Here is a 22,008-nt window from a genome sequence, read left to right as displayed (position 1 = left end):
CTGCTCTTGCCTCGTTAGAAGGCGCGCCGGATCAGGTAGCTGCCACTCCCCAGGCGCACCAACGCATATTCTTGTTCTTGCCCCGCACCATAGTCGGAATTCTCCATTTTTGCGAGCGCCAACCTCAGATTGTCGCGGATTGCGTCACTTTCGCCATTGTCCAGCGCATACGCCCGACGGAAGACCTCGGAGGCCTCGGCGGTCTGTCCGCGCTCCATCAGCACCACGCCGAGGTTGTTCCAGGCCTCGGCCCAGGTCGGTTCCTCCTCCACCGCGCGGCGCAGCAGCCGCTCGGACTGATTGAGCCGCCCGAGCGCGAGGTTGGCGGTGCCGAGCGAGGTGATGACCTCGGGCGTGAGCCCGTGTTCACCGGCGGCGCGGGTGAAAGCTTCGAGCGCGAGCTCGTACTGCCCGGCGGCCATCAGGCGATGGCCGACCACCAGCCCGTCGACGGACTCGCCACGCGGGTCGAGTGTGGGGGCATAGACCTGGTTTTCGTCCACGGACGCCAAACGGCCGCCCGTGGAGCAGGCGGCCAACAGAAGGACAAGGCTCAGACAGGTGGTCGCTCTGATGCGCATCACGTCACTTGACTGCGAGATTCCCCAATTCGCTGATGCTCACCACCGACGGACCCACGAGGATGATCAGCAGCGGCGGCACCGTCAGCATCATAGTCGTGAGCGTCATCTTTGTCGGCAGTTTGTTTGCCTTTTCCTCGGCCCGCATGACCCGTTTGTCACGCATTTCCGAGGCGTAGATCCGCAGCGCGTCGGCGATCGAGGTGCCGAAGTTGGCGGCCTGGTTGAGCACGGTCACGAAGGAGGACACGTCCTGCACGCCGCAGCGCTCGCCCATGTCGTTGAGCACGTTGGACTTGTCCTTGCCGGCCCTCATCTCGTGGCTGATGATTTCGAACTCGTCGGCCAGCGCCGGGTAGGAGGCGCGCAGCTCCTTCGACACCCGCACGATCGACTGGTCGAGCGACTGACCGGCCTCGACGCAGACAAGTATCATGTCGAGCGCGTCCGGGAAGCCCTCCTCGATCTGCTTCTTGCGCTCCTCGACCCGCTTGGTGATCCAGTATTTTGGGGCAAGGTAGCCGACGGCGCCCGGGCCCACGATGTACATGAGCTTGGTCTGCATCGTGGCGTCGGGGCCGTCCTTGAACATGACGTAGTACGCCGTGCCCGCGGCCAGCAGACCAAGCCCCAGAACCATCTGCGCGAGGTAGTAGAGCCGCACCGAGTCGGGGGTGCGGTAGCCCGCCTGCAGCAGCTTCAGGCGCATCTGCCCCAGCTCCTCGGCGCTCTTCGGCTCGAGATACTGGGCGTACTTGTTGAGCTTGGCGTTGCGCCGGGTGTCGCGCAGGATCGCCTTGGTCTCGGCGTCGATGCGCGCGCGTCCGGACTTGGCCAGCTTGTCCATCGGGTCGGGCTTCTGGCGCAGCAGCAGCGGCACGGTCGAGAGGATCAGCAGAAGCGCCAGCCCCGCGACCAACATGAGCGGCCCGGCCGGCCCGAGCCTCTCGGTGATCATGGCGGTGAGATTGTCGAACATGGGGGACGGCCTCTCAGACTTTGATGTTCACGAGCATCCGCATGACGATGAGGTTCAGCGCCAGGAAGATTGCCACGATGAAGCAGGCGGGGATGAACCACGGGTGGTCCAGCACCTCGTCGTAGTAATGCGGGTCGGTGAGCTGGATGATCAGCAGCACCGCGACCGGGAAACCGGACAGGAACTTGCCCGACCATTGCGCCTCGGCGGTGATCGCCTTCACCCGGCGGAACAGCCGGAAGCGGGCGCGGATCACCTTGGCGAGGCCTTCGAGGATCTCGGCGAGGTTGCCGCCGGACTGCTGCTGGATCGTCACCGCCACCGCGAGGAAGCGGAGGTCCTGCATGTCGAGCCGCTCGGCCATGTGCTTGAGGCTCTCGCCGATGTCGCGGCCATAGGTGGATTCGTCGGCGATGATGCCGAACTCGGTGGCCAGCGGGTCCTTGATCTCGCGGGAGACAACCGAGATGGCCGAGCTGAACGGGTGCCCCACCCGTAGCGAGCGCACCATCAGCTCTACCGCGTCGGGAAGCTGTTCCTCGATCAGCGACAGGCGCTTCCTGGCCTTGCCGTTCACCCACATGAAGACGCCGCCGACGCCCATGCCGATGCCCATGACGATGCGCACGGGCAGGCTTGCCTCGGTGCCGATGGTGAGGCCGAAGAAGGCGAAGACGCTGACGCCCGCCATCATCAGGATGAGCTGGTTCGGCGTGAAGGCGAGGGCCGCCTTCTGGGCGCGGTCGGCAAGGATCGAATAGAGCGGGATGCCCCGGTTCTCGAGGTGCTGGTCCATCTCCTTGCGGAGCTTGGCAAGGACCTCCTCGCGGGCGACGTTCTTGTCGAGCATCTCGAGCCGGCGGTTCACGCGGCTGTTGAGGCTGATCGACTTGCCGAAGGCGACGAGATAGACGCCCTCGACCAGCACGAGAACTCCCGCGAAGATCAGGCCGTAGATGATGATTTCTGCGGACAGCATGGGCTTACTCCGGGCGGAAAGGGTCGTAGATCGACGGCGGGATGTCGAAACCCCACATCTTGAAGCGTTCCGAGAAGTGCGAGCGCACCCCGGTCGCGGTGAAATGGCCGATGATCTTGTTGTCCGGCGTCAGGCCGACGCGCTGGAAGCGGAAGATCTCCTGCATCGAGATGACGTCGCCCTCCATGCCGGTGATCTCGGTGATCGAGGTCATCCGGCGCGAGCCGTCCTGCAGACGCGAGGCCTGCACGATCAGGTTCACGGCCGAGGAGATCTGGCTGCGCATCGCCTTCAGCGGCATCTCGATGCCCGCCATGGCAATCATGTTCTCCAGGCGCGAGATGCCGTCACGGGCGTTGTTTGCGTGGATTGTGGTCATCGAGCCGTCGTGGCCGGTGTTCATGGCCTGGAGCATGTCGATGACCTCTTCGCCGCGGGTTTCGCCCACGATGATGCGGTCGGGGCGCATCCGCAGCGCGTTCTTGAGACAGTCGCGCGGGGTGACGGCACCCTTGCCCTCGACGTTGGGCGGCCGGCTTTCCATGCGGCCCACGTGGGTCTGCTGCAACTGAAGTTCCGCCGTGTCCTCGATGGTCAGGATGCGCTCGCTGTCGTCGATGAAGGAGGACAGCGCGTTGAGCGTTGTGGTCTTGCCCGAGCCGGTGCCGCCCGAGACGATGACGTTGAGGCGTGTCGCCACGGCGGCCTGCAGGTAGACGGCCATTTCCTCGGTGAAGGCACCGAAGTTGATCAGGTCGTCGATGCCGAGCTTGTCCTTCTTGAACTTCCGGATCGAGACCAGCGAGCCGTCGACCGCGATGGGCGGCACCATGGCGTTGAAACGCGAGCCGTCGGCGAGACGGGCGTCCACGTAGGGGTTCGATTCATCGACGCGGCGGCCCACGGCAGAGACGATCTTGTCGATGATCCGCATCAGGTGGCGCTCGTCCTTGAACACCACGTCCGAGAGCGACAGCTTGCCCGAACGTTCCACGAAGATCTGGTGCGGACCGTTCACCAGAATGTCCGAGACGGTGTCGTCCTTGAGCAGGGTTTCCAGCGGGCCGAGCCCCTTCACCTCGTCGTAGAGCTCCTGGTTGAGGGTCGTGCGCTCCTCGCGGTTCAACACGAGGCCCTTGTCCTGCAGCGTCTCGGCCACGATGGCACCGATCTCGTCGCGCAGTTCGCGCTCGCTGGCCTGGTCGATGGCCGAGAGGTTGAGGTTGTCGAGCAGCGCACGGTGCCGCTCGAGCTTGATCTCGCCAAGCCGCTCCTTGCGCTTCTTCTCCTTGTCCTGTGGCGCCGCCTCGGCGGGCTTCGGGGGCAGGGGCTTGCGCATGTTCGCGGGTTTCAGCGCGGGCGCGGCCTCGGTCCGGGCAGCCTGCGCCGCGACGGGCACTGCATCCTTCACCGGGGTCTTCTTGTAGCGCGAGAACATGGGGGGAGGTCCTTTCAGGCCGCTTCCGCGTCTGTTTCTCCGATCGCGTGGAGTTCGGCCGCCAGCTTGGCGATGTCTTTGCGCAGCGGGTTCTTGGGCGCCTGATCGGCCAGCGGAATGCCGTGATCGCCGGACATGGCCACCGGCTTGCCACCGTCGGAGAGGTGCACGTCGAGACGGATGCCGAGGCTTTCGGCCATGCGCCTGGCGCGGCTCTTGCCCTGCAGGTCGGTGAATTTCGGCGCCCGCGACAGCGCGAAGCGCAGCTTGTCGAAGGGCAGGTCCTCGGCCTGCAGCGCGCGCTTCATCCGCAACGCGTTCTGGGCCGAGCGCATGTCGAGCTCGAGCAGGGCAAAGTAGACCTGCGACTCGAGCAGCACCGTCTCGGTCCACTGCACCAGCGTGCCTGGCATGTCGACGACCACGTAGTCGAAATGCTCGCGGGCGACGTCGAGCAGCGCCTTGATCTCGTCCGGGCCCAGCAGGTCGAGCGGCACCACGTCCGAGGGCGAGGTCAGCACCTGCAGCTTGTCCTGGAAGGTGACCAGCGCCTGCCCGAAGCTGTCGCCGTCCATCGCCTCGACCGAGCCCAGCAGCTCCATCACCGACTCGCGGCGGGGCAGGTCGAGATAGGTGGCGACCGAGCCGAACTGGAAGCCGAAATCCAGCAGGCAGACCCGCGGCGCGCGTTCCTTGCCGATGTTGGCGAGCTCCCACGCGAGGTTCACTGCAAAGGTCGTGGCGCCGCAGCCGCCGGCAAGGCCCTGCACGGCGATCAGAACGCCGTCGCCGCCGCCCGAGAGCGTCACCCCGTCGTTGCCGCGCTGGTCGAAGGTCGGGGCGCTGACCGCGCGGGTGGCGCTGCGCATCCGGTCGACCGCGACGGAAAGCTCGCCCTCGGGCAGGGGGTAGGGCACGAATTCATCCGCCCCGCGCCGCAGCAGCTGGTGCAGCGCCGAAGGCGTCACGTCCTCGGCGATGAGCACGACCTTGATGCCCCGGTTCTTCGCGGCGGCGATGACCTCGGCGAGCAGGCCGAGGTTCTGCTCGTCCTGGCCGTCGATGGCCAGCGCCACGAATTCCAGCGCGCGCGCGTCGGATTGGCTCAGGAACGCCAGCGCCTCGCCGAAACCGAGATCGCCCCAGCCTTCGCCGAGCAGGGCTTCCATGTCCTCGATGAGAAGATCGAAGTTCTGCACGTTCCGGCTGATCGTGCAGGCGACGATCGGGGCCGGGGGCGTGTGCAGCGCTGTCGTTCTGGTCATCGCCTCTCATCCTTTGCCTTTGTGGGGGACTGACCCGGAAGGCAGGAGGCAAAAATCGATCAATACGGCTTTTGCCCGCTTCCGGGACACACCGCGCCGAGTCGCTCGACGCAGCTGTCCCTACAGGGGCAAAATCTCTGGGAAACTAGGCAACATTTGGGCCGAAAAACCGTAATTGTACGGTATTGCCGGACGGTTCTCCGGCCCGATCCGGTTATTGCTCGGTCGCCATCTCCGAGCCGGTGATGCCGCTCAGGGTCGTCTTCGGCTGCGCCGAACGGACGTATTCGCGGTAGATCACCTCGGCATACTTGCCGTCGAGCGGGTTCGGATGGCCGTCGACGAAGCCCGAGACCTCGGTCACGGTGCGCCGGTTCCGGCGCTCGCGGTTCTCGGTCATGATCAGCGGCTGCGTTTCGCCGTAGGACACCACCGCCTCGAGTCGCGAGCGCGAGATGCCCTGGCTGGCGAGGTAGGCGACCACGGCCTGCGCCCGGGCGAGGCCGAGCTGCCGGTTGTAGCTTGCCGACCCCACGAGGTCGGTGTGGCCGTAGACCCGGAAGCGCACCTCGGGGAACTGTCTGATCCAGCCGGCCTGCACGCGCAGCGTCTCGCGCGCACCGGCGTCGAGCTGCGAGCTGTTGAAGGCGAAGTTCACCATGCTCGGCACGTCCTCGGCGAATCGCTGGCCGAGGTCGAGCACGTAGCTGCGGTCGCCGTTCATGAGCATGGTGTTGTTCATGGTGGCGTTGCCGAAGTCGCCGCGGTCGGTGGTGGCGCCCGCCTCGCGGTAGAACTCCGCGCCGCAGCCGGTGACGAGAAGGAGACCGAGGCCCGTGATGCCGATCCTGATCATGCTGTAGCGCCCCTGCATCCCGTCAGTCCATCACGTAGCCATAAGATCCGGTGAAGTCCTGCCTGGCAACCTCGGCCGCGCCGCCGGTCCGCGGACGCCGGGCGTCGTCGGAGGAGGTGCGGCCGAACAGGAAAAGGTCCTTCTCGGTCGGCGGCATCACCCGGTCGGTGGGCAGGGCCAGCGCCTCGCCGCGGGTCGGCGTCACGAGGTGCGGCGTCACGATGATCACGAGCTCGGACTGCTGGCGCTCGTACTCGGCGCTGCGAAACAGCGCGCCCAGGACCGGGATGTCGCCGATCCACGGCACCTGACCGTTCACGTCGCGGAAGTCGTCCTGAAGCAGGCCCGCTATGGCAAAGCTCTCGCCGTCGCGCATCTCGACGGTTGTTGAGGTCTCGCGCCGGCGGAAGGCGTCGATGCTGATCGCGTCGGTGGTGATGCCGTTCGAGCTGTCGATGGACGAGACCGCCGCTTCGAGCTGCAGGTTGATGAGGTCGCCGTCGATGACCGTGGGCACGAAGTTCAGCTCGACGCCGAACGGCTTGTAGGTGACGCTGAGCTTGCCATCCTCCTGCGAGACCGGCACCGGGTATTCGCCGCCGGCGAGGAACTTGGCTTCCTGCCCGGAGAGGGCGGTCAGGTTCGGCTCCGCCAGCGTCCGCACCATGCCCTTGCTCTCGAGCGCCTCGAGCAGGATGCCCACCTCGATGGCGCCGTTGAAGCCGAGCAGCAGCGCGCCCTCGGTGCCGTCGGCCACGGTCACGGCGTCGCCGTAGCTATTGCCCGAATTGAGCCAGGTGCCGGTTTCCGAGCCGATGGTGATCTCGTCCTCGCCGAAGATCGGGCCGCCGATCGACAGCGACGAGCGCAGGTTCTTGGAGACCGAGCGCTGCATCTCGGCGAAGCGCACCTTCAGCATGACCTGCTGCACGCCGCCCACGGTCATCAGGTTCGAGACCCGCTCGGGCGCGTAGCGCTGCGCGAGATCGAGCGCGCGCTGCAGTTTCTGGGCGCTCGAGACGGTGCCCGACAGCACGATGCCGTCATTGGCGGTGCGCACCTCGATGGATTCGCCGGGAAGGATCTGGCGCAGACGTTCCTTGAACTCGGTCACATCCGCCGCGACCCGGACGTCGACGTTGGTGATCAGGCGGCCGTTGCCGTCGAGAATCGTCAGCGTTGTGGTCCCGGGCGTCTTGCCGAGCACGTAGATCGTGCGTTCGGAGAGCGACGAGATGTCGGCGATGGCGGGGTTGGCGATGGACAGCTCGGCGAAGGGCTCGTCGCTCTCGACCACCACGGCGCGGTTCATAGGCACGTTCAGCACGCTTTCGGTGCCGGTCCGGACCACGCGGAGGTTGTCGGCACGGGCGTCTTCGACAAGCGGGCCCGCGGTCAGGGCCAAGCCGATCAGGGCAGCCTTGAGGTACTTGTTGAGTCTCATGTGACCTGCCTTTCGACGTCGCCTCGGTTGCAGATCTGTCGCCTGCATTTTTCCAAAGACTGCGCGAGTTCAGGTTTTATTGCAATAAACAGAGGTTTCCGACGCAGCCCCTATGTGGATATATCGCAACATCGCGATAGGAACCCCGCGCGGACGACAACGGGGGCGCCGCACGGCGCCCCCGGTCAAACGTTTGAAAGAACTCAATTCGTGCAGGGGATGGGAATGTTGACGACCTCCGAGCCGCGGCGCACCCGGGTGGTGCAGACCCGCTCGGCGGCCTCGACCTCGACCTTGCGCTCGACGGTCCGGATGCCGAGCAGGGTGCGCTGGTCGACCTCGATGGCCTCGGCGATGCTGTCGTCGTTGGCGGCGAGCAGCGACAGCGACAGCCGTCCGGTGCTCTGGGCCTGCGCGAGGCCCGCGACCTGCTGCGGGCTGACCGCGACGGTGACGGTACGCGCGATGGTGGCGTCCGAATTCTCGATCTCGGCGGTCTGGTCGATGGCGATGAGCTTCACCGCGGTCTCGATCAGCTTGGTGACCTCGCCGCGCGGCAGGTTGGCGTCGGTGCCGGGCATCTTGCCGGTCCAGTAGACGTCGACCCGGTCGCCGGGGCGCAGGAAGCCGGACACGCCCGAGGTCACGTCGACCTTGATGGCAAAGGCACGCTGTCCGCGCTCGAGCCGCGTCGTCAGGCCGGCATCGCCGCCGGGTTCGCTGATCCTGGTGGTCAGAACCGCCTCGAACTTGTCCATGGCGCGGGTCACGACGCGCGGGGCTTCGCCGTCGGCAAACGGCGGATTGGTCTCGTCGAAGACGCCCTCGGGCAGGATCTCCTGCGGCCAGGGCGCCAGCTTGACGTACTCCTTGCGGAGCACCTCTCCGGTCGGCACGGCCTGGGTCGTCACGTAGATCATCCGGGTGGGCACGGCCTTCACCGCCTTCGCCCGCTCCTGCTGCAGGGCATTCTGGTAGGCGCCGAACTGCTTCTGCGCCAGATGAACGGCAAAGCCTGCGAGGCCGAGGCCCGCGATCAGTACGAGTCCGAATACCAGTCGCATGTTCTTACCTCGCGGGTTGTTGCCGTGGGCGCCACGGTTCCTTGGCGCGCTCAAATCTCGTTGTTAGCCGGGGATTGTGGCCAATTCCGGCCCCTCACGGGCTTTTTCGCGGCGCGTGTCGCGTGTCGCGGCGACCGCCTGGGTTCGCCGTGGGCTGGATCGCGAGGCGAAAAACGATAAGGCCGCCTCGAGGACGAGGCGGGCCCTCGGTACGATCCGGAACCGGCGGTTACTCGGGAAAGAGACTGGTCTGTTCCGCGGCAAGCGCCGAGGCTGTGGCCTCTTCCATGCTCCCGCTGCTGTCGCGGATCTGGTAGAACGAGATGGCGGCCATGAAGACCACCGATGCCGTCAGCACGACCCAGTCAACGGTCACTGCCCCGGAGTCGCTCCGAAGAAAATTCCTGAAAACCCGAACCATGTTTGCGACCTCATGACTGACGCGCTTCAGATGGTTGTCCACCGGGCCGGTCGCCGCCGACCCGGTGGAAAAACCTGGGCCGGAATTACTGCGTGGCGCCGAAGAGCTCGACCTGCTCGGCTGCGACTGCGCCGCCGGCTGCAGTGATCATGGCCTCCGAGTTGTCGGCGATGGTGGTGTAGGCGCCGATCGCCATTGCGACCACGGCTGCGGTCAGCACGACCCAGTCAACCGTCACGGCACCGTCTTCGTCGTTGCGGAAGGTTTTGATGAAGTTCAGCATGTCTCTCTCCGTGGAATGATGTGTCTTGTGTGGCTCACGTCACCGCTTCGATCCGATGTGGGCCTCTCTCATTGCCCCGTTCCGTCGCGGTATGAAGAGATTTAGCCCCCGGAATCAGGCACGATTTGGGCGCAATCGGAGTGTTTTTGGTGCCCCGCCATCTTCCGGCATGTTTCGTTTCAATTGTCTGTTCCTGCACGATAAATTTCTGAACTTTCTTTCCACAAGCCGCCAGTGAAGGCTGTTTTCGGCGAAAATGGCACGGCCCGGGGGGACATTATGGCGACGATGTTGGGGGAAACCGGGCTTTGTGTCAGACTATGGGCCATAACAACCGGACAACAGGCCAGAGGCAGGTCGAGCGATGTTCCGAAGACTGGGTGTCACGGCGCTGCTGGCCGTTTCGCTCCCCGGTGTCTGTGCCGGCGGGGCGCGGGCCGACAAGCCGCCGGCCTTTCCGGAGTTCACCGCCAAGCGCGTGACGCCGCCGAAGCCCGGCACCAAGAAGCGCATCACCGTCCAGATCGAACCCGCGCCGGTCACCCCGGTCGTGGCCGCCCCGCCGCCCGTGGCGCGTGACGGCGCTCTGCCGGCGCCTGCGGGCCGCGCAACCGGCGGCGGCTCCTACGGCTGGTTCTGGGACGTGGTCTCGCCCGCGCTTGCCGCCAGCGGCCCGGGGCGGCTCGAGCCCGCGCTCATCAAGCTGTCGAACCCGCCGCAGGGGCGGGGCGTGGCGGCGCCGAGACTGCAGGACCTCCAGACCATGGCCAAGGCCCATGGCGCCGCGCTGCTCCGCGCCACGGTCGGCACGCGGGTGTCGCCGGCGCTGGCGCTGGCGGTGATGTCGGTCGAATCCGGCGGCCGGGCGAACGCGGTAAGCGGCGCCGGCGCGCAGGGGCTGATGCAGCTGATGCCCGCCACCGCCGCGCGCTTCGGCGTCAGCGACGCCTTCGATCCGGTGCAGAGCATCCGGGGCGGCGTCGCCTTCCTCGACTTCCTGATGCAGACCTTCGATGGCGACCCGATCATGGTGCTGGCGGGCTACAACGCGGGCGAGAACGCGATTCCCCGCCACGACGGTGTCCCACCCTATGCCGAGACCCGCGATTACGTGCCCAAGGTGCTCGCCGCCTTCAGCGTGGCGCGCGGGCTCTGCCTGACCCAGCCCGAGCTGATCTCGGACGGCTGCGTCTTCCGCATCGCCTCGAACTGACGCGCGACCGCCCCGCGGATGCCCGCGGTTTCCAATGGCCCGAAATATCCCGGGGGAGTCGCGCAAGGCGCGACGGGGGCAGCGCCCCCGACGACCTCAGCCGCGCAGCACCGCGCCGGGGTTCATGATCCCCGCAGGGTCAAGCGCCGCCTTGATCGCCCGCATTGCCGCCAGCTTCGCCGGATCGCCATAGCGCTCGAGATCCTCGACCTTGAGACGCCCGATGCCGTGCTCGGCGCTCACCGAACCGCCATAGGCGTGGACGAGGTCATGCACCGTGCGCTTGATCTCCTCGCGCTGGTTCACATGATCCTCGCGGCGTTTCCCGGGGGCGGGAAAGACGTTGTAATGCAGGTTGCCGTCGCCGAGGTGCCCGAAGCAGTTGATGCGGAAGTCGCCCAGCCCGGCGATCAGCGGCGCGCCGCGCTCGATGAACTCGGGGATGGCCCCCAGCGGCACCGAGATGTCGTGCGACGAGATTGCGCCGATGGCCTTGTTGCCCTCGGGAATGCGCTCGCGCACCGCCCAGAATTCGGTGCGCTGCTGCTCGGACTGGGCGACGATGGCGTCGCTCACCAGCTCTTCATCCAGCGCCGTCTCGAACAGCGTCTCGAGCGCACTCGCCGGGTCGAGCCCGCGCGCGAGGCCGAGCTCGATCAGCACGCACCATTCCGGCGCCGCGGGCCAGGGCTGGCGCACCTCGGGCAGCTTCTCGGTCAGGAAGTCGAGCCCCTGCCGCGAGATCAGTTCGAAGGCGCTGATGCCCTCGCCGAGCTGGTCGCGGGCCAGCGCCAGAAGCGCCAGCGCCGCCGCCGGGCTTTCCACGGTGAAGAACGCCGTGCCCACGGACGCCGGCACCGGGGCCAGTTTCAGCGACGCCGCGGTGATCAGCCCGAGCGTGCCCTCGGCGCCAAGCAGCAGGTGCCGCAGGTCGTAACCGGTGTTGTCCTTGCGCAGCCGCTTCAGCCCGTTCCAGACCGTGCCATCGGGCAGCACCGCCTCGAGCCCCAGAACCTGGTCGCGGGCATTGCCGTAGCGCAGCACGTTGACCCCGCCGGCGTTCGTCGACAGCAGCCCGCCGATCCGCGCCGTGCCCTCGGAGGCGAGCGACAGCGGGAACAGCCGCCCGGCCTCGCGCGCGGCCTCCTGCACCGAGGCCAGCACCGCGCCCGCCTCGGCCACCAGCACGTTCTCCTGCGGATAGACCGCCCGGATCGCGCTCATCCGCTGGAGCGACACGATCAGCGGCGCGGGCGTATCGGGGGCGACCTGTCCGCCGACCAGCCCGGTGCCGCCGCCGAACGGCACGACCCCCACCCGCGCGGCGTTGCAGGCGCGAAGGATCCGCGCCGCCTCGTCGGCACTGCGGGGCAGGGCGACCCAGCCCGAGCTGCCGTGCCAGCGCCCGCGTGGCTCTTCGAGATAGCGCGGCTCGGCCCGGCGCAGGCTGTTGTCGGGCAGCTCGGCGGCGAGGGTTTCGGCAAAGGCGTCGTCGGCGGGATTCAGGGTCATGAGGGCTCCTCTCGCGGCGCACGATGGTCGCAAATCGCGGCGAAGCCAAGGGCGGGCGAGGGGCGGTCTACTCGCGCAGCCACTCGGGTTCGAGCACCACCACCGTCGGGCGCGGCGGCAGGTCGCGCAGGCTCACGACCAGCTCGGGTCCGCCGCGCCGGTCGATGGCGAAGGTGCCCGAGACGTCGTCGAGGAAATGGCTCAGCGAGTTGCCCGAGAACCAGTGCATCGGGATGATGATCGAGCTGCGCAGCCGCTCTACCACCCGGACCATTGCGTCGAGCGCCATGGTGTAGCCGCCGTCCACCGGCACCATCAGCACGTCGAGCCGCCCGAGCGCGGCGTATTGCGCGTCGTTGGGCTCGTGATGCAGGTGGCCGAGATGGCCGATGCACAGGCCCTCGACCTCGAAGACGAAGATCGAATTGCCTTTCTCCTCGACCCCGCCCATGGACGAGCGGATGTCGGTGGAGACGTTGCGCACCAGCATCTCGCCAAGATCGAGGTGATGCTCGATGCCCTCGCCGAAGTCGCCCCAGCCGGGCAGGACATGGGGAATCGCCGGATCGGGATTGGCAGTCCAGTGGGTGCCGTGGGCGTGGTTCATGGTGACGACGTCGGGAATCAGCGGCGCGGTGCCTGTGAAGCCGGTGAAATCGGTCACCACGTTCAGCCCGCCCGGCGTCTGAAGCAGGAAGCTCGCGTGCGAGACGTAGTGGATGCGCACCGAGTAGTCGGGAACCGGCTCGGTCCACGCGGCCTTGTGCACGTACTGCAGACCCGGATCGGCGTCGGCGATGGCGATGCAATGGGACGGCCTGCGGCTTTCCTGCGCCTCGAGCGGCAGGGAGGCGAGGGCTAGGGCGGTGACGGCGGCGATGGCGGCGCGCGGCATGGTCGGCTCTCCCTTGGGCATGGGACAGAGCCTGACAGCGATCCGCGGCGCGCGGACTGACATTTCCGTGAGGCCACGCCAGCGGGCGTGTGTCACCGATGCGTTGGCGCCGGAAAGATCAATGCCCGGGCGTTTGTCGTAGCGCGTGGCGCGGGATCAGCCGACCTGCGTCTTGCCGCGCCGGTCCATGCGCAGCGCGGCGTAGAGCACGTGGGTGCGCCAGCGTCCATTGATCTGGAGGTAGCTCTGCGCCACGCCCTCGTACTTGAAGCCGGAGCTTTCGAGCAGCCCGCGCGAGGCGACGTTCTCGGGCAGGCAGGCGGCCTCGATGCGGCTGAGGTCCAGCCGCTCGAAGGCGTGGTGGACAAGCGCGGCGATGGTCTCGCGCATGTAGCCGTGCCGGGCGTAGGGCTGGCCGGTCCAGTAGCCGAGCACCCCCGACTGCGCCGGGCCGCGGCGGATGTTGTCGAGGGTGATGGCGCCCAGAAGCTGCTCGTCGTCGCGTCGGAACACGAAGAGCGGCACCGCGGTGCCGCCCGCGATCGAGCGGTTGGCCCAGTAGACCCGGTTGGTGAAGGCCCTACGGGTCAAATGGTCGGGCGCCCAGGAGGGTTCCCACGGCGTCAGGTAGGCCCGGCTTTCCATGCGCAGGGACATCCACGCGTTGAAATCGCCGTGCTGCGGCGGGCGCAGCACCAGCCGTTCGGTGTCGAGCCGAAGTCTGCGCCGTCGTCCGAGCATCACGCCGCCCGTCGGGCCTGCAACGCCTCGAGACCGGGAGCGCCGCTCACCGGCCCGTAGAGTGCCAGTGCCGCGGGCGCGCTCGAGGCCGCCTGTTCGGCGAACACCCGGACGTCGCCGGTGGTGACGTTGTCGATGCGGGCGACGGTTTCCTCGATGGCGGGAACCTCGCCCCAGATCTGCACCATCCGCGCCATGCGCTCGCCCCGCGACGACGAGCTTTCCAGCCCCATCAGCAGCCCGGCCTTCATCTGTGCGCGGGCACGGGCGACCTCTTCGGGGCTCATGTCCTCAGCGGCGCGCTTCATCTCGTCGATGGTGATGCCGGCAAGCTCGCCCAGTTCCTCGCCGCTGGTACCGGCGTAGATCGTGGTGAGCCCGGTGTCGGCATAGGCGCCGGTCTGCGCGAAGATCGTGTAGCACAGGCCGCGCTTCTCGCGGATCTCCTGGAACAGGCGCGAGGACATGCCGCCGCCAAGCGCGATGGCGTAAATCTGCGCCGCGTAGAAGGCGGGGTCGCTGTAGCCCGGACCCTCGAAGGCCAGCGCGAAATGCGCCTGTTCGAGCGCCTTCTCGTGGCGGGTCTCGCCACCGGTGAAGCGGGCGCCCTCGGGGGCGTTCGATTTGCGCGACGACAGCCCGCCGAACAGCGCCTCGGCCTGCTTGACCAGCGCGCCGTGGTCGACGGCACCGGCGGCCGAGAGGATCATCTGCTCGGGGCCGTAATGCTCGGTCACGAAGGTCTCGAGGTCCTCGCGGCCGAAGGCCTTCACGTTGGCGGCCTCTCCGAGGATGGTGCGGCCGAGCGGCTGGTTCTGGTAGGCACGCTCCTGCAGCCAGTCGAAGATCACGTCGTCGGGCGTGTCGAGCGCCTGTCCGATCTCCTGCAGGATGACGTGGCGCTCGGTCTCGATCTCGCGGGTGTCGAAGACCGGGTTCATCAGGATGTCGCCGATCACGTCCATCGCCAGCGGCGTGTCGTTCTCGAGCACGCGGGCGTAGTAGGCGGTCACCTCGCGCGAGGTGTAGGCGTTGATGTAGCCGCCCACGTCCTCGATGGCCTCGGCGATCTGCAGGGCGCTGCGGGTCTTGGTGCCCTTGAACGCCATGTGCTCGAGGAAATGCGCGATGCCGTTCTGCTCGACACGTTCGTTGCGGCCGCCTGCGGTCACCCAGATACCGAGCGAGGCCGATTGCAGCCCGTCCATGCGCTCGCTGACGATGCGGAGGCCGTTCTTGAGGGTCGTCTGTTCCACGGTCACTTTACAATACGCTCCCGGATGAGGGTTTCGAGGGCCGCGAGGTCGTTGGGCACGCGGGTCACGCGCTCGGGGCGGTCGAAGAGGTCGGCCATGCGGGCGGGCAGCGGCGGGCGGATGCCGCTGGCCTGTTCCACCGCGTCGGGGAACTTGGCCGGATGGGCGGTGGCGAGGGTGATCATCGGCGTACCGGCGACGCGGTGCTCGTCGGCCACCTTCACGCCGATGGCGGAGTGCGGGCAGAGCAGCTCGCCCATGGTCTGCTGCGCCTTGCGGATCGTGGCGAGGGTCTCGTCCTCCGAGGCGCGGCCGCTCTCGAAATGCTCGCGCAGCGCCTGCAGCGCGCCCTGGCTCACGTTGAAGCCGCCGGCCTTGAGCTCGGCCATCAGCTGCGCCACGGCCGAGCCGTCGCGGCCGTAGGCATCGAAGAGTGCGCGCTCGAAGTTCGAGCTGACCTGGATGTCCATGGAGGGCGAGATCGACGGGTGCACTTCCGAGGTACGGTAGTCGCCCGAGGACAGGCAGCGGTGCAGGATGTCGTTCTGGTTGGTGGCGACCACCAGCCGGTCGATGGGCAGGCCCATCTTCTTGGCGATGTAGCCCGCGAAGATGTCGCCGAAATTGCCGGTGGGCACGGTGAAGCTGACGGCGCGGTCGGGCGCGCCCAGCGACACGGCGGAGGAGAAGTAGTAGACCACCTGCGCCAGCACCCGCGCCCAGTTGATCGAGTTCACGCCCGCCAGCCGCACCTCGTCACGGAAGGTGAAGTCGTTGAACATGTCCTTGAGCTTGGCCTGGCAGTCGTCGAAGTGACCGTCCATCGCAAGCGCATGCACGTTGGCCTCGGTCGGCGTGGTCATCTGGCGGCGCTGCACTTCGGACACCCGGCCGTGCGGGTAGAGGATGAACACGTCGACCGCGTCGAGCCCCTTGAAAGCCTCGATCGCCGCCGAGCCGGTGTCGCCGGAGGTGGCGCCGACGATGGTGACGCGCTCGCCGCGACGGGTCAGCGCCTCCTCGAAGAGCTGGCCGATGAGCTGCATGGCGAAGTCCTTGAACGCCAGCGTCGGCCCGTGGAACAGCTCGAGCAGGAAGTGCCCCGGTGCCAGCTGCACCAACGGTGCGCGGGCGTTGTGGCCGAAGCCCGCGTAGGCCCTGGTGATGAGATCGCCGAGAGTCTCGTCGGTGAAGCCGTCGCCCACGAAGGGCCGCATCACGCGGAACGCGGTTTCCTCGTAGCTCAGCCCGTGCAGGGCGCGGATGTCGTCCGCGGACATGGTCGGGACCGTCTCGGGCACGTAGAGCCCGCCGTCGCGGGCGAGCCCGGACAGCATCGCTTCTTCGAAGCTCAGCGCGGGCGCCTGTCCGCGGGTCGAGATGTAGCGCATCAGGTCTCTCCGGTCTTTCGTAGCCGCGCAATGTAATAGGCGGTCATGATCAGCCACACCACGGCGAGTGAAAACCATGTGATGGCATATTGCAGGTGATCGTTCGGAATGCCGCCGGTGTCCACCGGCAGCGGGTCGATGTTCGGGTCGCCGGGCGCGACGCTGCGGGCGATGACGAGAAGCGGCTCGGTGCCGAGCGTCTCGGCCATGGCGCCGATGTCCCGGGCGAACCAGATGTTGGCCTTGGTGTCGTTCTCGGGCGTGGCCGAGTTGCGGTCGTCGGGCCAGTGCAGGTTGCCGGTCACATGGGCGGGGCCGGTGCGCCGCGAGGCGTCCTTGAACGCGTCGGCGGTGAAGCCGCGGTCGAGCAGCACCAGCCGGTCTCCGGTGCGGAAGGGCGAGACGATGCGGTAGCCGGCGCCGATCTGCTTCTGGCTCACGAGTACCCGGACCTCGCCGGGCAGGATCTCGCCGTCGAGCTCCACCGGCTGATAGCGTTGCTCCTCGGGGGAGATCATCGTGGGCAGGGGCTCGGGCGCGCCCGAGATGCGGCTCTCGATCTCGGCCAGCACGGCCTGTTTCCACTCGAGCCGCTGCATCTGCCACAGACCAAGCGCGACGAGGATGCCGGCGCCGATCAGGCCGAAGAGCAGGGGGGCGAGGTAACGGGTCACGCGGGCTCCACACGAGGTGATTGGTGCGGGTTGCTTTATCGTGTGGGGGCAGGGGGGAGCAAGGCGGGATTCGGGGGCGCCCGCCGTGACGCGCCGGATGGGGCCGGCGATGCCACAGTGCCGATAGGGCGATGATGCCCCGGGCGGCACGGTCCGGCCTGCCTTCGGCGGGGATATTTCGGGCCAGAGGAAACCGGGAGCGCCTTGCTCGCGGTGTCCTCCGGGCCCGAAGGCAGGGACGGGGGCGGGGCCCCCGTGCCGTGCCGTGTCAGCCGTCGCCGAGTTTCGGCGAGGCCCGGTCGAGGCAGAGCTCGGCGTCCGAGAACTTGAACGGCGAGCGCACGCCGGGCACGCCCTCGGGCGAGATCTGCATGCCGCGCGCCTGCACCTGCGGATCGGCCATGACCTCGGAGAGATCGTTGATCGGGCCCGCGGGGATGCCCTCGCGCTCGCATCCGGCCAGCAGGTCGGCTTTGGACCAGTTGCGGGTCTCCGCCATCAGCTGCGCCTCGAGCGCGGTGCGGTTGGCGATACGGTCGGCGTTGGTCAGGTAGTCCGGGTGCTCGGCAAGATCGTCGAGCCCCAGCAGCCGGCACAGGCGTTGGTACTGCGGGTCGTTGCCGGTCGCGATGATGATGTAGCCGTCCGAGCAGTCGAAGACCTGGTAGGGAGTGAGGTTCGGGTGGTAGTTGCCCGTCCGCCCCGGGGCCTCGCCGGTGGCGAGGTAGTTCATCGCCTGGTTCGCGGTCGCCGCGACGGCGCAGTCGAGCAGCGCCATGTCCACGTGCTGGCCCTTGCCGGTGCGCTGCTTCTGGTGCAGCGCCGCGAGGATGCCCGACACCGAGTAGAGCCCGGTGAAGAGGTCGGTGATCGCTACCCCGGTGCGCTGCGGCTGGCCGTCGGGATTGCCGGTGATCGACATGAAGCCCGACATGCCCTGGATGATGTAGTCGTAGCCCGCGCGGTGGGCGTAGGGGCCATCCTGCCCGAAGCCGGTGATCGAGCAGTAGATCAGCCCGGGGTTCACCTGCGCCAGCGAGGCGAAATCGAGCCCGTACTTGGCAAGCCCGCCGACCTTGAAGTTCTCGATCAGGATGTCGGCGTCCTGCACCATCTCGCGGATCTGCGCCTGACCCTCGGGAGTCGAGATGTCCACCACCACCGAGTGCTTGCCCCGGTTGCAGCAATGGAAATACGCCGCGGAGCGCTCGTCTCCGCGGTCGATGAAGGGCGGGCCCCACTTGCGGGTGTCGTCGCCGCGGTCGGCTTCGATCTTGATGACCTCGGCGCCGAGGTCGCTCAGGATCTGGCCGGCCCAGGGGCCAGCCAGAATCCGGGCCAGTTCGATGACCCTGACCCCTTCGAGGGGGCCGCGAGGTGCCGAGGTCATTGTGCCGCTTCGTACCGTTCGTCGAGGAGCTTGGAGAACTCGTCGTAGGGCATGTTGCTGTGCAGCTCGCCGTCGACAATGAACGACGGGGTCGAGTTGAACCCGTCCTTCTCGACGTTGCCCTGGTACCATGCGACCAGCGCCTTCAGCTGCTCGCCGTCCTGCATGCAGGCGTCGAGCTCTTCCTGGCCGATGCCAGCCTGCAGGCCCATCTTGCGGATCGCGTCGGCGACGCCCTGCTCGGAGCTTTGCCGGGCCCACTCGTTCTGGGTCGAGTAGATCATGTCGACGATGCCGAAGTACTTCATCTCGCCGCCGCAGCGCGCCATCAGCGAGGCCCACATGTCGTACTTGTTGAAATACGCCTCGCGGAAAGTGAACTTCACCTTGCCGGTATCGATGTAGTTTTCCTTGATCTGCGGGAATACGGTCTCTTCGAACGCGGCGCAGTGCGGGCAGGTGAACGAGCCGTACTCGATGATCTCGACCGGCGCGTCGGCCTGACCGAGGGTCATGTCCACCACCGGCGAGGCGGCCTCCTGCGCGCCGGCGGCGCCGAGGGGGGGCTGGGCGGAGGGGCTGAGAACCCAGCTGCCGCCGGCGGCGAGCACGGCCGCGAGGGCCGCAGTGGTCAGGATACGCTTCATCGGTCTTCCTTCTTTCAGCATGATCTTCCTGTCGCGGGAGATGGTCAGCGTTGTGATCTGGTTATGACGTTGGCACCGAGACGTTCAAGCGCCTGCCGCAGGCTGTCGTCGCCGATGCCCTGGGTGGCGCGATGGGCCTCGTCCAGGGCCTCGGGGCGCGGCGCGGTCTCGGGCTTGGCCGCGGGACGGTGCTCGAAGGCGACGCGGCCCTCGGCGAAGCCGGTGGCGGCGGTCTGGGTGACGCGGATGCGGGCGATGGCGTTGTAGCCGTAGATGCCGTTCACCCGCTCGCGCAGCTCTTCCTTGCGCATCTCGAGCAGGGGGGCGTTGGCGCCGGTGGTCAGCAGGGTGAGCGTGGCCCCCATGCCGCCGCGGGAATAGCTGATCTCGACCGGGCGCGAGATCGCGGCCATGTCGCTGCCCGCGATTTCCTCCCAATGGGTCAGGACGCGGGACTGGGCGAAGCCGCGGCTTTCGCTGGCGCGGCGGATGCTGTTCTTGAGAAGTCCGCCGGTCTGGGCGAAACCGTAGGTCGTGGTGCTGCGCCGTTGCATCTTGAATCCCTCTCGTCGGCGCTATTCTAGTGGGCGCTGTCGCGGGCGCCAGCCCGGAATCGTTCAATCAAGGGAAAGTCAGTCGTGCGTGAAGCTGCCCGTGCCGAGGACCTGCTGGAATGGTACGACCGGCATGCCAGGGACCTGCCGTGGCGGATCGGCCCGCGGGCCCGTGCGGCGGGGGTGCGCCCCGATCCCTATCGGGTCTGGCTGTCCGAGATCATGCTCCAGCAGACCACCGTCCCGGCGGTGAAGCCCTATTTCGAGGCGTTTACCGCGCGCTGGCCCACGGTGTCGGACCTCGCTGCCGCCGAGGATGCCGACGTCATGGCCGCCTGGGCCGGGCTCGGATACTACGCCCGTGCCCGCAACCTGCTGAAATGCGCGCGGGTCGTGGCCTCGGAGCATGGCGGGGTCTTCCCCGACAGCCAGGAAGCGCTGCTGCAGCTGCCCGGCGTCGGGCCCTACACCGCGGGGGCGGTCGCGGCGATCGCCTATGACCTGCCGGCGACGGTGGTGGACGGCAACGTCGAGCGGGTGATGGCGCGGCTGCACGACGAGCACACGCCGTTGCCCGATGCAAAGCCCGTGCTGACGGGCTACGCGGCGGCGCTCACCCCCGACGAGCGCCCGGGCTGCTACGCGCAGGCGGTGATGGATCTCGGCGCCACGATCTGCACGCCGCGCAATCCGGCCTGCGGGCTCTGCCCGTGGCGGCCCTCCTGCGCCGCATGGGACGCGGGCACCGCCGCCGAGCTGCCGAAGAAGGTGCCGAAGAAGCGCAAGCCGGTACGCCTGGGTATCGCCTATCTCGCGCGCCGGGTCGATGGCGCGTGGCTGCTCGAGCGTCGCCCGGACAAGGGGCTGCTCGGCGGCATGCTTGGCTGGCCCGGCAGCGAGTGGAACGAGGCGCCCGAGGAGGCGCCGCCGATCCGTGCCGAGTGGAAGACCCTGCCCGAGGAGGCGCGGCACACCTTCACACATTTCCACCTGCGCCTGACGGTGAAGACCGCGCTGGTGCCGATGGAGCGTGTCCCGAGCCGCGGCGAGTTCGTCGAGCTGCCCGCGTTCAGCCCCTCGGACCTGCCGACGGTGATGCGCAAGGCCTTCGACCTTGCCCGCGGCAGCTGAGCCTGGGCCCACGCCGCGACGTTCCCGCCGTGGCGCCGGGACGCGGGCGCCGCTAAGCTGCGCGGCGCGGGCGGCGAGGGCAGGGCGATCTGCCTCTTCGTCCGGTCCGAACGGAGAGCGACGATGATCCCCACCGACAAGCTCGCCCGCGTCACTGCGGTGATGCCCTTCTGGCTGACCTACATCCTGCCGCCGCTGGTCTGGGTGGGGGCGGTGCAGGGCGGGCTGTGGGTGCTGCTCACGCCGCTCGCAACGTGGTACCTGTTCTCGGCGCTCGACGCGGCGCTCGGGCTCAACGAGCAGAACGCCGACCCGCAGACCGAGGAACGCCATCTGCGCTGGTACCGCGCCGGGGTGATCCTCTGGGCGCCGGTGCAGTTCGTGACGCTGTTCTCGCTGATCTTCTACGTGGCGCAAAGCCACCACCTTGGCGGCTGGGAGCTTTTCGGCGTCATGTTCGGCACGGGCGTCATGAGCGGCTCGGTCGGCATCGTCTACAGCCATGAGCTCATGCACCAGCGCAACCGGCTCGAGCGGCATCTCGCGGACTGGCTGCTGGCGATGGTGCTCTATTCGCATTTCCGCTCCGAGCACCTGCTGGTGCACCACCTCTGGGTCGGCACCCCGCGCGACGCGGTGACGGCGCACTACAACGAGGGCTTCCACCGCTACTATCCAAGGGTGCTGCGCGAATGCCCGGCCTCTGCCTTCCGCGCCGAGGCCGGGCTGCTGCGCCGCCGCGGACTGCCGTGGTGGCACCGGCGCAACCCGTTCTGGAAATACGTAGCGCTGCAACTTGCCATGCTGCTGCTGGCGGTCCTGCTCGGCGGCTGGACCGGGCTGCTGTTCTTCGCGGTTCAGGCCGGGGTGGCGATCTGGCAGCTCGAGCTCACCAACTACGTCGAACATTACGCGCTGACCCGCCGCCATCTGGGCGGCGGGCGCTACGAGCACGTGAAGCCGCACCATTCGTGGAACTCGGCCCACACCGCCACCAACTGGCTGCTGATCAACCTGCAGCGCCATTCGGACCACCACTACAAGCCCGAGCGCCGCTTCCCGCTCTTGCAGACCTACGCCGAGGACGAGGCCCCGCAGCTGCCCTACGGCTACCCGATCATGACCATGGCGGCGATGGTGCCGCCGGTCTGGCGCCGGATCATGAACCCGAAGGTCCGGGCCTGGCGCCGGGCGCGCTATCCCGACATCGCAGACTGGAAACCCTACAACAGGGCAGAGACCCCGATGCCCGGCGCGGACCGATAGCGCGGAGGGGGCGCTGCCCCCGTCTCCT

General features: G+C 67.7%; 22 protein-coding genes. 3 read left to right on the top strand and 19 right to left on the bottom strand.

Annotated elements, in window-relative coordinates:
* Positions 1 to 14 precede the first annotated feature (14 nt).
* The 10 genes from BLQ77_RS01600 to BLQ77_RS01555 form a co-directional block, all read right to left on the bottom strand.
* On the bottom strand, positions 15 to 581 hold the full coding sequence (locus BLQ77_RS01600) for a tetratricopeptide repeat protein (protein WP_089954565.1): 567 nt from the start codon (positions 579 to 581) through the stop codon (positions 15 to 17).
* 4 nt (positions 582 to 585) lie between these two features.
* Positions 586 to 1,560: a type II secretion system F family protein gene (locus BLQ77_RS01595; RefSeq protein ID WP_089954562.1), complete on the bottom strand. Its 975-nt coding sequence runs from the start codon at positions 1,558 to 1,560 to the stop codon at positions 586 to 588.
* Positions 1,561 to 1,573: 13 nt separating this feature from the next.
* The gene (locus BLQ77_RS01590; RefSeq protein WP_089954560.1) at positions 1,574 to 2,539 is read right to left on the bottom strand and encodes a type II secretion system F family protein; all 966 of its coding nucleotides are present in this window, start codon (positions 2,537 to 2,539) and stop codon (positions 1,574 to 1,576) included.
* Positions 2,540 to 2,543: 4 nt separating this feature from the next.
* Positions 2,544 to 3,977, bottom strand: coding sequence for a TadA family conjugal transfer-associated ATPase (locus tag BLQ77_RS01585; RefSeq protein ID WP_089954557.1), 1,434 nt, complete (start codon positions 3,975 to 3,977; stop codon positions 2,544 to 2,546).
* 14 nt (positions 3,978 to 3,991) lie between these two features.
* Positions 3,992 to 5,242 carry a CpaE/TadZ family protein gene (locus BLQ77_RS01580; protein ID WP_089954555.1) on the bottom strand — a complete coding sequence of 417 codons (1,251 nt, stop codon included), beginning with the start codon at positions 5,240 to 5,242 and terminating at the stop codon, positions 3,992 to 3,994.
* Between the two features lie 214 nt (positions 5,243 to 5,456).
* On the bottom strand, positions 5,457 to 6,116 hold the full coding sequence (locus BLQ77_RS01575; protein WP_089954552.1) for an OmpA family protein: 660 nt from the start codon (positions 6,114 to 6,116) through the stop codon (positions 5,457 to 5,459).
* Between the two features lie 4 nt (positions 6,117 to 6,120).
* Positions 6,121 to 7,542: a type II and III secretion system protein family protein gene (locus tag BLQ77_RS01570; protein WP_089954549.1), complete on the bottom strand. Its 1,422-nt coding sequence runs from the start codon at positions 7,540 to 7,542 to the stop codon at positions 6,121 to 6,123.
* A 203-nt stretch (positions 7,543 to 7,745) separates the two neighbouring features.
* The gene (gene cpaB, locus BLQ77_RS01565; RefSeq protein ID WP_089954547.1) at positions 7,746 to 8,606 is read right to left on the bottom strand and encodes a Flp pilus assembly protein CpaB; all 861 of its coding nucleotides are present in this window, start codon (positions 8,604 to 8,606) and stop codon (positions 7,746 to 7,748) included.
* A 229-nt stretch (positions 8,607 to 8,835) separates the two neighbouring features.
* Positions 8,836 to 8,982 (bottom strand): hypothetical protein, encoded by a 147-nt coding sequence (locus BLQ77_RS01560; protein WP_008886205.1) that lies wholly within the window; start codon positions 8,980 to 8,982, stop codon positions 8,836 to 8,838.
* A 130-nt stretch (positions 8,983 to 9,112) separates the two neighbouring features.
* Complete coding sequence (locus BLQ77_RS01555; protein WP_008885896.1) at positions 9,113 to 9,310, bottom strand: Flp family type IVb pilin; 198 nt, start codon at positions 9,308 to 9,310, stop codon at positions 9,113 to 9,115.
* Between the two features lie 364 nt (positions 9,311 to 9,674).
* On the opposite strand from BLQ77_RS01555, the gene BLQ77_RS01550 reads away from it, so the two are divergent.
* Positions 9,675 to 10,523 (top strand): lytic transglycosylase domain-containing protein, encoded by an 849-nt coding sequence (locus tag BLQ77_RS01550; RefSeq protein WP_089954544.1) that lies wholly within the window; start codon positions 9,675 to 9,677, stop codon positions 10,521 to 10,523.
* A 96-nt stretch (positions 10,524 to 10,619) separates the two neighbouring features.
* On the opposite strand, the gene BLQ77_RS01545 is transcribed toward BLQ77_RS01550, so the two are convergent.
* The 9 genes from BLQ77_RS01545 to BLQ77_RS01505 form a co-directional block, all read right to left on the bottom strand.
* Complete coding sequence (locus tag BLQ77_RS01545; protein ID WP_089954542.1) at positions 10,620 to 12,035, bottom strand: FAD-binding oxidoreductase; 1,416 nt, start codon at positions 12,033 to 12,035, stop codon at positions 10,620 to 10,622.
* Between the two features lie 67 nt (positions 12,036 to 12,102).
* Positions 12,103 to 12,930, bottom strand: a complete 828-nt coding sequence (locus BLQ77_RS01540; RefSeq protein ID WP_089954539.1) for an MBL fold metallo-hydrolase — start codon at positions 12,928 to 12,930, stop codon at positions 12,103 to 12,105.
* A 156-nt stretch (positions 12,931 to 13,086) separates the two neighbouring features.
* Positions 13,087 to 13,671 carry a GNAT family N-acetyltransferase gene (locus BLQ77_RS01535; protein WP_008885100.1) on the bottom strand — a complete coding sequence of 195 codons (585 nt, stop codon included), beginning with the start codon at positions 13,669 to 13,671 and terminating at the stop codon, positions 13,087 to 13,089.
* Positions 13,671 to 14,933 carry a M16 family metallopeptidase gene (locus tag BLQ77_RS01530; RefSeq protein ID WP_089954537.1) on the bottom strand — a complete coding sequence of 421 codons (1,263 nt, stop codon included), beginning with the start codon at positions 14,931 to 14,933 and terminating at the stop codon, positions 13,671 to 13,673. Before BLQ77_RS01530 ends, BLQ77_RS01535 begins: the two co-directional genes overlap by 1 nt.
* Complete coding sequence (thrC, locus tag BLQ77_RS01525; protein ID WP_008885256.1) at positions 14,930 to 16,318, bottom strand: threonine synthase; 1,389 nt, start codon at positions 16,316 to 16,318, stop codon at positions 14,930 to 14,932. Before thrC ends, BLQ77_RS01530 begins: the two co-directional genes overlap by 4 nt.
* Positions 16,318 to 16,992 carry an SURF1 family protein gene (locus BLQ77_RS01520; protein WP_089954534.1) on the bottom strand — a complete coding sequence of 225 codons (675 nt, stop codon included), beginning with the start codon at positions 16,990 to 16,992 and terminating at the stop codon, positions 16,318 to 16,320. Before BLQ77_RS01520 ends, thrC begins: the two co-directional genes overlap by 1 nt.
* 268 nt (positions 16,993 to 17,260) lie before the next feature.
* Positions 17,261 to 18,382, bottom strand: a complete 1,122-nt coding sequence (locus BLQ77_RS01515; protein ID WP_089954531.1) for a CaiB/BaiF CoA transferase family protein — start codon at positions 18,380 to 18,382, stop codon at positions 17,261 to 17,263.
* Positions 18,379 to 19,029, bottom strand: a complete 651-nt coding sequence (locus BLQ77_RS01510; protein ID WP_089954529.1) for a DsbA family protein — start codon at positions 19,027 to 19,029, stop codon at positions 18,379 to 18,381. The genes BLQ77_RS01515 and BLQ77_RS01510 overlap by 4 nt, the downstream gene beginning before the upstream one ends.
* A 44-nt stretch (positions 19,030 to 19,073) precedes the next feature.
* On the bottom strand, positions 19,074 to 19,583 hold the full coding sequence (locus BLQ77_RS01505; RefSeq protein WP_008884374.1) for a DUF721 domain-containing protein: 510 nt from the start codon (positions 19,581 to 19,583) through the stop codon (positions 19,074 to 19,076).
* An 84-nt stretch (positions 19,584 to 19,667) separates the two neighbouring features.
* Here BLQ77_RS01505 and mutY point away from each other — a divergent pair, with 84 nt between their 5' ends.
* A complete protein-coding gene (gene mutY / locus BLQ77_RS01500; protein WP_008885143.1) occupies positions 19,668 to 20,714 on the top strand; it encodes an A/G-specific adenine glycosylase in 1,047 nt (348 codons plus the stop codon).
* Between the two features lie 123 nt (positions 20,715 to 20,837).
* On the top strand, positions 20,838 to 21,980 hold the full coding sequence (locus BLQ77_RS01495; RefSeq protein ID WP_089954525.1) for an alkane 1-monooxygenase: 1,143 nt from the start codon (positions 20,838 to 20,840) through the stop codon (positions 21,978 to 21,980).
* The last annotated feature ends 28 nt before the right edge of the window (positions 21,981 to 22,008 follow it).

Origin of the sequence: Salipiger thiooxidans (genome assembly GCF_900102075.1) — a bacterium.
Lineage (GTDB): Bacteria > Pseudomonadota > Alphaproteobacteria > Rhodobacterales > Rhodobacteraceae > Salipiger > Salipiger thiooxidans.
This window is presented reverse-complemented; position numbering and strand designations above follow the sequence as displayed.